This is a genomic window from Qipengyuania sp. NPDC077410 (assembly GCF_044543405.1).
GTDB classification, from domain to species: Bacteria; Pseudomonadota; Alphaproteobacteria; order Sphingomonadales; family Sphingomonadaceae; genus Qipengyuania; species Qipengyuania pacifica.
The window spans coordinates 255674-267616 of the sequence record NZ_JBITWB010000002.1 but is presented as its reverse complement, the minus strand read 5'-3'; the positions used below and the strand labels follow the sequence as shown (position 1 = coordinate 267616).

Below are 11943 nucleotides of genomic sequence, written 5' to 3'. Positions count from 1 at the left end.
AACCTGATCACGGTCGCCCCACTCGTTGAATTTCCCATTCCAGCAGCACGCCCGAATCTTCGTAGACGCGGCGCTTCACCAGTTCGCCCAGCCCTTCGATGTCGGCGCTGGTGGCATTGTCGACATTGAGCAGGAAGTTGGTGTGCTTCTCGCTCACCTGCGCGCCGCCCAGCCTCAGCCCGCGGCACCCGGCTGCATCCACCAGCTCCCACGCCTTCTTTCCCGGCGGGTTCTTGAAAGTGGATCCGCCGGTCTTGGTGCGCAGCGGCTGCGAATTTTCGCGCGCTTCGCCGATTTCGTCCATCTTCGCGCCGATTGTCGCAGGATCGCCGGGCTCGCCCTGGAACCGCGCGCGGACGACCACAGCCGCGTCGGGCAAGGCCGAATGACGATAGGTATAGCGCAGATCGGCCGCGGGAAGCGTCACCAGCCGGCCGCCCGGCAGGATCACGTCGCAATCGATCAGCACGTCGCTGACTTCGCGGCCATAGGCGCCGCCGTTCATGCGCACGAACCCGCCGACAGTGCCGGGAATACCGCGCATGAACTCGACGCCTGCAATTCCTGCATCGCGGGCGGTGGAAGCGACGAGTATGCCGTGCGCGCCGGCCCCGCAGGTCAGCGTATGGTCCTCGCCCACTTCGATACTGGCAAAGGGCTTGCCCAGCTTTACGACCACGCCCGGCACGCCGCCGTCGCGCACGATCAGGTTCGACCCCAGCCCCAGCGCCATCACCGGAAGATCGCCGTCCAGCCGTTCCAGGAACAGCTTCAGATCGTCCGTATCGGCCGGCTCGAACAGCCAGTCGGCGTGGCCACCCGCCTTGAACCAGACCAGCTTGGCCAGCGGCGCATCGGGCGTCAGCTTGCCGCGCAGACCGTAGGTGTCGATGGGCGCGATGACGCTGCCTTCGACTTCGCAGTCGGGCGCCATGCCGCTATCCCAGTTCCACACATCGTCGGGCTGCTCCATCTCGCTCACGATGTCGTCGCCTTCGCGATGCCATTGGCAAGTCCGGCGGCCCACTGGGTGATATCGCCTGCACCAAGGCAGACCACGAAATCGCCGGCGCGCAGATCCTCGACCAGCTTTTCCGCCAGATCGGTCTCGTCCGTCACCGTGCGTGCCGCCCGGTGGCCGCGTGCCTTCAACCCTGCGACAAGTGCGTCCGCATCGACGCCGTCGATCGGATCCTCGCCCGCGGCATAGACCGGGGTGACATAGACTTCGTCCGCCGCATTGAAGCAGCTCTGGAAGTCATCCATCAGATCGCGCAGGCGGGTGTAACGGTGCGGCTGGACCACCGCGATGACGCGGCCTTCGCCTGCGCTCTCGCGTGCGGCGGCCAGCACGGCCTTGATCTCCACCGGGTGGTGGCCGTAATCGTCGATGATTGTCGCAACGCCGCCGCCGCTGGGAACTTCGCCCACCTTGGTGAACCGCCGCCGGACACCGCCGAATGCGGAAAAGCCATTGCAGATGATCTCGTCGGGGCAGCCCATTTCGATCGACACGGCTATCGCAGCCAGTGCATTCTGGACATTGTGGCGCCCGGGCATCGGCAGTCGCACGCCTTCGATCCGGCGGTCTTCCTTGCCGCGCCGGCGCACGATGACGTCGAACACATTGCCCCCGGCATCCGGGCGCACGTTCACACCGCAGATATCGGCCTGCAGATTGAAGCCATAGGTCACGACGTTACGGTCGCGGACCTTGCCGATCACGGCCTGCACTTCCTCGTGATCGATGCACAGGATCGCCGCGCCATAGAAGGGGACATTGTGGATGAACTCCACGAACGCGTCCTTTACCCCGTCGAAATCGCCGTAATGGTCCAGATGCTCGGGATCGATATTGGTGACTACCGCGATGGTGCCGTCCAGCCGCAGGAAGCTGCCGTCGCTTTCGTCGGCCTCGACCACCATCCATTCGCTGTCGCCCAGCCGTGCATTCGAACCATATTGTTCGATGATCCCGCCATTGATGACGGTCGGATCGATGTTGCCTGCATCCAGCAGGGCCGCGATCATGCTGGTCGTGGTCGTCTTGCCATGCGTACCGGCCACGGCGACGGTCGATTTCAACCGCATCAGCTCGGCCAGCATTTCCGCACGGCGCACCACGGGAATACGGTTTTCCAGCGCAAAGGCGACTTCGGGGTTGGTACGCTTCACCGCGGTAGATGTTACGACGACCGCAGCGCCTTCGACGTTTTCGGGGGCATGGCCGATGGCGATCTTTACGCCGCGCTGGCGCAGCCGTTCGACGGTCGCGCTCTCCTTCATGTCGGAACCCTGCACCGTATAGCCCAGGTTCGCCATCACCTCGGCGATGCCGGACATGCCGATGCCGCCGATGCCGACGAAGTGGATCGTGCCGATATCTGTCGGGACGCCTCTCATTCCGACATCTCCCGTGCCGCACGCTTGCCATGGGCCTGCCTCATCGCCTGACCGGCAGCGATGCCTTGCGATGCGCCGCGCGCATTGTTTCCGCCCACGCGGATGACATCCATCATCTCTGCCCCGCCGAAGCTTTCGACCAGATCGGCCAGGTCTTCGACGGCCTTGGGCCGCCCACAATTCCAGGCCGCATGGGCGGCATTGGCCAGCCCCTGCGGATTTTCGGCCAGCGCCTTGATCTGCTTGGCCAGTTCCTTGCCCGTAAAGCGTTCCTGGCGGATCATCCGTGCCCCGCCCGATTTGGACAGTTCGCGCGCATTGGCCGCCTGATGATCGTCGGTCGCGATCGGCAGCGGCACCAGTATGGCGGGCCGCCCCACAGCGGTCAGTTCCGCGATGGTCGATGCCCCGGCCCGGCCGATAAACAGATGCGTATCGGCAAGCCGCGCGGCCATGTCCTCGAAATAGGTCGCCAGTTCGGCCGGTATGCCATGATTGCGATAGCGTTCGCGTACGGCATCCAGATCTTCCGGGCGGCACTGCTGCGTCACCTGCAACCGCTGGCGCAGCGCGGGCGGAAGCATGGACAGCCCATCGGGCACAACTTCGGACAGCACACGCGCTCCCTGGCTTCCTCCGGTCACCAGTACGCGCAGCAGGCCGTCTTCACCGAACGCCGGGAAAGGTTCTTCACGCAGCGACAGTACGCCCGCGCGCACCGGATTGCCGACAAGATGCACTTTCTCGGCGTGCTTGGCATCCAGCCGCTGCACTTCGGGATAGGCCGTGGCGATCGCATTGACCCGCCGGGCAAACAGGCGGTTCACCCTGCCCAGAACGGCATTCTGTTCATGCACCACGATAGGCACGTCTGCACTGCTCGCGGCAAGGATGGTCGGCAGCGAAGGATAACCGCCGAAGCCAACGACGGCGCTCGGCTCGAAGCTTTCGAACAGGCGCAGCGCCATGCGCCGCCCTTCCAGTACCGCCTTGATCCCTTTGATCCAGGTCAGCGGGTTCTTGCCGAACCGGCCGGCCGGGATGACATGGGCGGGCAGGAAATCGGGCTTGCCGGGAATCTCCGCCCCGCGCGTATCGGTGATCAGCGCGACGTGGTGGCCCCGCCGTTCCAGTTCGGTGGCAAGTGCGAAGGCGGGCAGCAGATGCCCGCCGGTCCCGCCCGCGGCAAGGACGTAATGGCGATTGGCGCCGGTCATGGGTGGATCTCCCGGCGAACACTGCCCGTCTGGCTTCTGATCGGGTTCGTCTGGTCTTTCATCGGGGCCGTCTGCCCCATGCCGAACAAATCGCCAAGCCCCTTGGTCCGGCTTTTCAGGAACGGATTTCGCCGCGTGATTGCCAGAAGCAATCCGATGTTCAGACAGATGGCGATCGTGGAAGACCCGCCATAGCTCACCAGCGGCAGCGTCATCCCCTTCGACGGGAACAGCTGCAGATTGACCAGTATGTTGATGAACGCCTGCCCGCCCAGCAGGGCCGTCAGGCCCGCTCCGGCCAGAAGCGCGAACAGGTCTTCCTCGTCGATCAGGCGCAGCAGCACCCGCGCCACGATTGCCAGATACAGCAGGACGATCAGTCCGCAGGCGATCAGGCCGAATTCTTCGCCGATGACGCTGAAGATATAGTCGGTATGGGCCTCGGGCAGGCTCATCTTGCGGATGCCCAGCCCATAACCAGCGCCCAGCCAGCCGCCCGCCACGATCGTGCGCGCACCTAGATCCACCTGATCGTATGCGGTCCCGCCGCCGATGAAGCTGTCGATACGGTGGCGCGCATTGTCATAGAGGAAATAGGTCGCCGTCAGCACGGCCAGCACGCCGCCGATGACCGCGCCCAGCCGCTTCACGTCGATCCCGGCCAGGATCATGGCGACGAACCAGACGCCGCCGAACAGGATCGTGCCGCCGAAATCGGGCTGCATCATCATCAGCGCCGCGATCAGCGCCACATATCCGGTCGCGATGCCGGCCACCGGCATGTTCGGATCGCGCATCCGCCATGACAGGATCCATGCGGTCGCAATGGCGAAACCGGGCTTGAGGAACTCGGACGGCTGGAATTGCATGCCCAGGCTTATCCAGCGCCGCGCGCCATTGATCTCGACCCCGACGAAGGGGACGATGAACAGCAGCGCCGTCATTCCCGCGGCCAGCAGCAGGCCGAAGCGCCGCGCATTCTCCCGCGTGAGCATCGATATGCCGAGCATGGTTCCGATGGCCAGCACCTGCCAGGCCAGATGGCGATAGAAGAAATACAGCGGGTTCAGCGTCTCGCTGCTGGTCGACAGCCGGTTGGCGCTCGCCGGGCTCGCCGCGGCAACGGCCACCGTGCCCAGCCCCATCAGCAGCAGCACGAGCAGCAGCAGCACGCGATCGATCTCGCGCCACCAGATCTTCAGTTCGGACCAGCGCGACAACTTGCCTTTCGGCATATGCGCCGGTTGACGCTTGCCGGGAACATAGGGCTGCATGGTGCTCATCTGAGCGCCTCCACCAGTTCGCGGAAATGTTCGCCGCGCGCTTCGAAGTCGCGATACTGGTCGAAACTGGCGCAGGCGGGCGACAGCAGGACGGTATCACCCGACACGGCTGCGTTCGACGCGTCGAACAACGCTTGTTCGAGCGTAACTGAACGTTTGATCGACACCCTTTTTTCCAACAGTCGGGCGAACTCGTCGCCCGATTTGCCGATGGTATAGGCGGCCTTCACATGGCCCAGTTCGGCCTCGCACTCGCCCAGGCCCGGCTCTTTCGCCAGCCCGCCAACGATCCAGTGAATGTTCTCGAAAGCCGCCAGCGCCGGGGCCGAAGCGGCCGTATTTGTGCCCTTGCTGTCGTTGACATACGCCACCCCGCCGATCTCCGCGACCCGCTCCATACGGTGCGGAAGGCCTGGATACGTGCGCAAGCCTTCGCGGATCTGATCGATCGGAATGCCAAGGATGTCGCACGCCTCGATCGCGGCCGCCGCGTTCTCGCGGTTGTGGGATCCTGCCAGGGATTTCCAACCATTCTGCTCGTCCGGCGCAATCCCTCTATGTTGGAAGACGTCCTCCAGAATGCTGGCGATCGATCCTTCCGCGAACTGGCCGAGCGAGCGCGCATCGGTAAAGCGCGCGATGGAATGCTGGCCTCGCTTCTGCATCGCAAACAGCCGTGACTTGCTCGCCGCATAGGCGTCGAAACCGTCATACCGGTCCAGATGGTCCGGCGTGATATTCAGCAGGATCGCCACATCGCAAGCGAGCGAAAAGGTCAGGTCGATCTGATAGCTCGACAGCTCCAGGACATAGACCCCGCCTTCGGGCAACGGCTCCTGCTCGAGGATCGGCAGACCGATATTCCCACCCATCGCCGTGGGCACGCCCGCCGCCTTCAGGATGTGATGAACCAGCGCGGTGGTAGTCGATTTCCCGTTCGTACCGGTTATGCCGACAACCTTGTGCGACGGCAATTCCGACCGCGCCTGCGCAAAGAGTTCGATGTCGCCGATGACCGGCACGCCATAACCGTCCGCATGCGGCTTGATCGGGTGCGTGTTGAGCGGAACGCCGGGACTGACGACGACGCCCGCGTAACCGGTTAGGTCCGCCTCCAGCGGATCCCCGATGGCGCAGCGCCCGGCAAAAGGCTCGCGCGCCTCTATGCGGTCGTCCCATACCAGCACCTCGGCTCCTGCCGCCAGCAGCGCCTCGACCGTGGCCCGGCCGGAACGCGCCAGTCCGAGAACGGCGTACTTCTTGTCCTTCCAGGCGGATGAAGTGATCATCGCAGCTTGAGCGTCGCCAGCCCCATGAGTGCAAGCACGATCGCCACGATCCAGAACCGGATCACGACCTTGCTCTCCGACCAGCCAAGCTGCTCGAAATGATGATGGATCGGCGCCATGCGGAAGACCCGCTTGCCGGTCCGCTTGAACCAGAAGACCTGGATGATGACGCTCAGCGCCTCGAACACGAACAGCCCGCCGACCACCGCGAGAACGATCTCGTGGTGTGTGGAGACCGCTACTGCGCCGAGTGCGCCGCCGAGCGCCAGCGACCCCGTATCGCCCATGAACACGGCAGCGGGCGGCGCATTAAACCAGAGGAAAGCGAGGCCAGCGCCCATGATAGCGGCACAGAATATCGCCAGTTCGCCCGCACCGGGAACATGCGGGATGCCGAGATAGCTAGAAAAATCCACGCGGCCTACGAGATAGGAGATAAGGGCGAATGTCCCGGCCGCGATAATGACCGGCATCGTCGCCAACCCGTCCAGCCCGTCAGTCAGGTTGACCGCATTGCCCGCCCCTACGATCACGATGGCCGCGAAGACATAGTAGAACGGGCCCATTTCCAGGCCGAGATTATTGAAGAACGGGACGTACAGAAACGTGTTGATCTGGCTGACGGCGAGATAGCTCGCCACGCCCGCAACCGCGAATTCCATCAATAGCCGGACCCGGGCGGAAACCCCCTTGTGGCTCGACTTCGTCACCTTGTCGTAATCGTCCAGGAATCCGATCAGGCCGAAGCCGAGCGTCACCGCGAGCACGGCCCAGATGAACGGATTGCGCAGATCCATCCAGATCAGAACGGCCAGCGACAGGCTGATCAGGATCATCAAGCCGCCCATTGTCGGCGTACCGCGCTTGGCCAGATGGCTCTGCGGGCCATCTTCGCGGATCGGCTGCCCTTTGCCCTGCCGCACCCGAAGCATGTCGATGAAGCGCGGGCCGATGACGAGCCCGATCACGAGCGCGGTCATCAGCGTCGCCCCGGCGCGGAACGTCTGGTAGCGCACGAGGTTGAAGATGCCTTCGAAATTCAACCATTCGGCGAGGAGGTATAGCAAATCGGCCTCTCGTCGCGCCTAGCGGGCGCGGATGAAATGATCCACGAGCCGGCCAAGACCGACCGAGTTGGAGCCCTTGACCAGCACGGCATCGCCTGCGACGACACCGAAGTCTTCGAGCAGCTCGATCGCCTCGTCGGCAGTTCGGCAATGCGCCCACGCAATGGGCTTGCCAAGGACGGAACTCTCCGGTTTCCCCAGTTCGCGTGCGAGGGCGGACATCTCTTCGCCAACCAGAATGGCATAATCGACATCGGCAGCCAGCACCGGCTCGGACAGAGCGGCATGAAACTGGGGACCGAAATCGCCCAGTTCCTTCATCGCACCAAGCACGGCAATGCGGCGCCCCGACGGCGTCTGGCCTAGCTGCGCCAAAGTGGCGCGCATACTGGCCGGGTTGGCGTTGTAACTTTCGTCAATCAGCAGCGCTTTGCCGCCGGGCACATCGATGCCGTGACGCGCACCCCGCCCCTTGAGCCCACCCATCTCGGCAAGCGCCAGCCCGGCTGCCGCCATATCGCCGCCCGCAGCGCGTACAGCAGCCATCACGGCTAGCGAGTTCACGACCCAGTGATCGCCGGGTTCGGCAACGGTGTAACACAGCCGTCCTTCAGGGAATTCGCACGTCACGAGGCTGCCGCCGTTGGCGCTCGGAATGGCATCCAGCAAGCGAACGTCGGCGAAACGTGCCCTTCCGAAGCTGACGACCTTTGCGCCCGCGCGCAGGGCGGCCAGCTTGAGTTGTTCGTAATGCTCGGTGTCGGCCGGGATGACGGCGGTGCCGCCTGGCTCCAGACCGGCAAAGATCTCGGCCTTGGCTGCAGCGATCGCCTCCATGCTGCCGAGATTTTCGATATGTGCCGGGGCTATCGTGGTGATAACCGCTACATGCGGGCGAACCTGGGTAGTCAGCCCTTCGATCTCGCCAGCATGGTTCATGCCCATTTCGAAAATGCCGAAGCGGCTGCGCGCAGGCATACGCGTCAGGCTCAGCGGCACACCAACGTGGTTGTTGTAGCTGCGGGTAGAACGATGGGCCGCGCCGCGGCTCGCGCGTTCGAGACTGGCGAAGATGGCTTCCTTCACGCCAGTCTTGCCGACCGATCCGGTCACGCCGATAATCTTCGCTTCCACACGGCTGCGCGCTGCACGGGCAAGCGCCTTCAGCGCTTCAGTCGTGTCATCGACAAGGATGTGGGGCCAGTCGATCGGGCGATCGACGATCGCGCCCGCAGCGCCGTTGGCGAAGGCTTTTTCGAGGAAGCGATGGCCATCCATCGCTTCGCCCCTGAGCGCGACGAACAAATCGCCATTGACCACGTCCCGGCTGTCCATTTCGACCCCGGCAACCTGAAAGTCATGGCTGGCCGTACCGCCTACAGCGTCGGCAATATCCTTTGCCGTCCACAGCGTCAGCGGAAGGCGGTCGCGCGGATCGGCAGGCCACTCAATATAGGCCGGATGTCGCAGGATGGCCGCGCTCATGCATCACCTCTGGCGATCTGCGCAGCGCACTCGCGCGCAACCTCGACATCGTCGAAAGGCAGGACCCGCATATTTTCTCCCGATCCGATGATCTGACCCGTTTCATGTCCCTTGCCGGCGATGAGGACGATATCGTCCGCACCTGCTTCGGCGATGGCTACAAGGATGGCTTCGCGACGGTCGCCTATTTCGCGTGCCTGCGGCGCTCCCTCAAGCACCTGGCGGCGGATATCCGCAGGATCCTCACCGCGGGGGTTATCGTCGGTCACGATTACGACATGGCTTGCCTTGGCCGCCGCCTCGCCCATGGGTGCCCGCTTCCCGTGATCCCGATCCCCGCCGGCGCCGAACACGGTGATGAGCCGGCCCGAAACATGCGGCTCGAGCGCCTGGATCGCCGCTTCGAGCGCATCGGCGGTATGGGCGTAATCGACATACACCGGCGCGCCCGAAGGCGCGATGACCGCGCGTTCGAGCCTGCCGCGAACGGGTTGCAGACGGGCAACGGCATCCCAAACCAACCCCGCATCGAGACCGGACGCGAGTGCAAGTCCTGCTGCGGTGAGCGCGTTGGAAACCTGATAGGCGCCGATCAGCGGCAGATTGATCGTCCGGATCTTGCCCTCATGCTCAACGCTCAGCGACTGCCCAAGCTGGGTCGGCTCTCTTTTCGTAAGGCGGATCGTTTCGCCCTGTTCGCCGACAGTCATGATCTTCAAGCCGCGCGCCTCGGCATGCTTCACCACGCGGGCATTCCAGCCGCTATCGCCAGATCCCATCCACACGACTGCGGTCGCATCGTCCGCCACAACCTCGTCGAAGAGCCGCATCTTGGCGGCGAAATAGTCTTCCATATCCGCGTGGTAATCGAGATGATCGCGGCTGAAATTGGTGAAGCCCGCTGCTTCGACGGACACGCCCTCGTTGCGGAATTGCGAGAGACCATGGCTCGACGCTTCGAAAGCCACGTGTGTCACACCTTCACGCGCCAGGCCGCTCAAGTTCGACAGGAAGGTCACGATATCCGGGGTGGTCAGGCCAGTGGAGACGCTACCATCGGGGGTGGTGACGCCCAACGTACCGATGCTCGCGGCCCGTTCACCTGCCATACGCCAGATCTGGCGAGTCATTTCGACAGTCGAGGTTTTGCCGTTCGTACCTGTTACCGCGACGATATGCTGCGGCACCGGGGTGAAGTACCGGGCCGCCAGCGCTGCAAAGGCACGGCGGGGGGTGTCGTCGGCAATGTGGATGGCACCATTCACGACAGCTTCGGGCCGAGCCACAATGGCGACCGCGCCGCTTTCTATCGCTGCGGCAATGAAATCCTCGCCATTGACCTGCGCGCCTTGAAACGCACCGAAAACCGTTCCCGGGGCAACCTTGCGATTGTCGATCGCGAAACCCGTCACATTGACGTCGGCATCGCACGCGATCCCCGCAGCAGCACAGAGCTTGGACAGCTTCACCGGTTGGCCTCCGGGATAAGCGGCTTGATGTCGGAGATGTCGACATCGCGCGTATCGTCGGGGCGCACGCCAATGAGAGGTCCGATACGCGGCACCAGACGGCCCACGATCGGCGCGGCGTTCCATGCGGCGGTGCGCTGATAGGAGCTAGCGACCGTCCCGCGCGGTTCGTCGAGCATGGCGATGACCACGTAGCGCGGACGATCCATCGGGAACGCGGCCGCAAAGGTCGAAACCAGTGCAGTGCGACGATAGCCCGCCGAACCGCCCGGCTTTTCAGCCGAACCCGTTTTGCCGCCGACGCGGTAGCCGGGTGCATCCGCATTGCGTCCCGTGCCGTAGATCGAGATAGCGCGCAGCAACTGGCGCATGCGGCTGGACGTGGACGCCTTGAACACGCGGCGACCCTTCGGCGCCTCGCCCGGGCCCAGTTTCTTCAGCGTGGCCGGGCGCCAGATGCCGCCGTTGACCATTGCCGCATAGGCACTGGCCAGATGAAGGGGGGTCACGGCGATGCCATGCCCATATCCCACGGTCATCGACCGCAGACGTGGCCATTTCTCACCGGGCCAGATCGGGAAGCCTTTTGCCGGCAGTTCGATATAGGGCCGTTCGTTCATGCCCAGATCCATCATGTAACGACGCATCCGCTCAGGTCCGAGCTCGTCGACGACGCGGGCCGTTACAGTATTGGACGAATGGATCAGCGTTTCCACGACATTCAGGGTCGCGCCCATGTCGTGGCTGTCCTTGATGCGGAAGCGTCCCGCTTTGACCGGGGTTGCATCCCACCGTCGGCCAAGGTCACGGACCACGCCAGCGTCGATCGCCGCGGCGACCGACAACGGCTTGAATGTCGATCCGAGTTCGTAGACCTGGTTTGTAACGCGGTTGAACATCAGCTTTTCGCCCCGCGCGTCGATCTTGTTGGGATCGAATTCGGGCAAAGATGCGAGTGCCAGCACCTCGCCGGTATTCACATCCAGAACGATGCCGGCCCCGCCTTGCGCCTGTACGAGCTTCATCCCGCGGCGCAGTTCATCTTCGAGTGCGCCCTGAACACGGGAATCGATCGACAGGGCGATGGGCGTGCCGCGCGTAGCCGGATCGGACAGATGTTTGTTGAAGACCTGTTCCATCCCCACGCGCCCGTCACCGTCGGCGGCAACATAGCCGAGGACGTGAGCCGCCATCGATCCTTGCGGGTAATGGCGATCTGTTTCCGTCGGCATTTCGAGCGCCAGCTCACCGATTTCCTGAACCCGGTTCGCCTCTTCGGGCAACACGCGACGGCGAATGTAGCCCTGCTTGCCGGCCGCAAATTGCGCAGCGACGGCCTTTTCGTTCAGATCGGGGAAAATCGCTTTGAGTTTCGCAGCAACGACCGCCGGTTCGCGCACCAGCGGCGTACCGCCCTCGCCCAGCGCTTCGGGATTGAACCACAAAGCGTAAGCCGGAAATGCACGCGCCAGCGGAATACCGTTGCGGTCCGTAATCTCGCCCCGGGGCGGAAGGAGCGCTTCTTCAAGCGATGTCCCCCTGAGGCCTTCGTCCGACATGCCGAGATAAGCGATGCGGACCAGCGCCAGCATCGCGATGAAGGCAAACCCCAGAACCACCCACAACACCCGCCAACGAGCGAGTGTGAGCGATTGCTGGCGAATGGTGACAAGCTGGACCCGGCCGGAGGCCACCGCCATGCTGACTGCACCATGCCCGCTTTTTCCCGC

General features: G+C 63.7%; 9 protein-coding genes. All 9 read right to left on the bottom strand.

The features are described 5' to 3' along the window. Positions 1-7 precede the first annotated feature (7 nt). The 9 genes from murB to ACIGGE_RS09200 are packed head-to-tail and all read right to left on the bottom strand — an operon-like array spanning position 8 to position 11913. Complete coding sequence (murB, locus tag ACIGGE_RS09240; RefSeq protein WP_397490750.1) at positions 8-934, bottom strand: UDP-N-acetylmuramate dehydrogenase; 927 nt, start codon at positions 932-934, stop codon at positions 8-10. A gap of 44 nt (positions 935-978) precedes the next feature. Then, positions 979-2403 (bottom strand): UDP-N-acetylmuramate--L-alanine ligase, encoded by a 1425-nt coding sequence (murC, locus tag ACIGGE_RS09235; RefSeq protein ID WP_272020155.1) that lies wholly within the window; start codon positions 2401-2403, stop codon positions 979-981. Continuing rightward, positions 2400-3620 (bottom strand): undecaprenyldiphospho-muramoylpentapeptide beta-N-acetylglucosaminyltransferase, encoded by a 1221-nt coding sequence (gene murG, locus ACIGGE_RS09230; RefSeq protein ID WP_103022594.1) that lies wholly within the window; start codon positions 3618-3620, stop codon positions 2400-2402. Before murG ends, murC begins: the two co-directional genes overlap by 4 nt. Then, positions 3617-4894: an FtsW/RodA/SpoVE family cell cycle protein gene (locus tag ACIGGE_RS09225; protein ID WP_234003058.1), complete on the bottom strand. Its 1278-nt coding sequence runs from the start codon at positions 4892-4894 to the stop codon at positions 3617-3619. Before ACIGGE_RS09225 ends, murG begins: the two co-directional genes overlap by 4 nt. A gap of 5 nt (positions 4895-4899) precedes the next feature. Continuing rightward, a complete protein-coding gene (gene murD / locus ACIGGE_RS09220; RefSeq protein WP_397490130.1) occupies positions 4900-6192 on the bottom strand; it encodes a UDP-N-acetylmuramoyl-L-alanine--D-glutamate ligase in 1293 nt (430 codons plus the stop codon). Further along, positions 6189-7259, bottom strand: a complete 1071-nt coding sequence (gene mraY, locus ACIGGE_RS09215) for a phospho-N-acetylmuramoyl-pentapeptide-transferase (RefSeq protein ID WP_103022591.1) — start codon at positions 7257-7259, stop codon at positions 6189-6191. The genes murD and mraY overlap by 4 nt, the downstream gene beginning before the upstream one ends. Before the next feature lie 18 nt (positions 7260-7277). Further along, positions 7278-8744 (bottom strand): UDP-N-acetylmuramoyl-tripeptide--D-alanyl-D-alanine ligase, encoded by a 1467-nt coding sequence (gene murF / locus ACIGGE_RS09210; protein WP_397490129.1) that lies wholly within the window; start codon positions 8742-8744, stop codon positions 7278-7280. Then, the gene (locus ACIGGE_RS09205; protein WP_397490128.1) at positions 8741-10213 is read right to left on the bottom strand and encodes a UDP-N-acetylmuramoyl-L-alanyl-D-glutamate--2,6-diaminopimelate ligase; all 1473 of its coding nucleotides are present in this window, start codon (positions 10211-10213) and stop codon (positions 8741-8743) included. Before ACIGGE_RS09205 ends, murF begins: the two co-directional genes overlap by 4 nt. Then, on the bottom strand, positions 10210-11913 hold the full coding sequence (locus ACIGGE_RS09200) for a penicillin-binding protein 2 (protein WP_103022588.1): 1704 nt from the start codon (positions 11911-11913) through the stop codon (positions 10210-10212). Before ACIGGE_RS09200 ends, ACIGGE_RS09205 begins: the two co-directional genes overlap by 4 nt. Between the last annotated feature and the right edge of the window lie 30 nt (positions 11914-11943).

Coding starts and splice junctions, on each gene's coding strand:
- murB (WP_397490750.1), bottom strand. CDS start 934: ATGGCGCCCGACTGCGAAGTCGAAGGCAGCGTCATCGCGCCCATCGAC.
- murC (WP_272020155.1), bottom strand. CDS start 2,403: ATGAGAGGCGTCCCGACAGATATCGGCACGATCCACTTCGTCGGCATC.
- murG (WP_103022594.1), bottom strand. CDS start 3,620: ATGACCGGCGCCAATCGCCATTACGTCCTTGCCGCGGGCGGGACCGGC.
- ACIGGE_RS09225 (WP_234003058.1), bottom strand. CDS start 4,894: ATGCAGCCCTATGTTCCCGGCAAGCGTCAACCGGCGCATATGCCGAAA.
- murD (WP_397490130.1), bottom strand. CDS start 6,192: ATGATCACTTCATCCGCCTGGAAGGACAAGAAGTACGCCGTTCTCGGA.
- murF (WP_397490129.1), bottom strand. CDS start 8,744: ATGAGCGCGGCCATCCTGCGACATCCGGCCTATATTGAGTGGCCTGCC.
- ACIGGE_RS09200 (WP_103022588.1), bottom strand. CDS start 11,913: ATGGCGGTGGCCTCCGGCCGGGTCCAGCTTGTCACCATTCGCCAGCAA.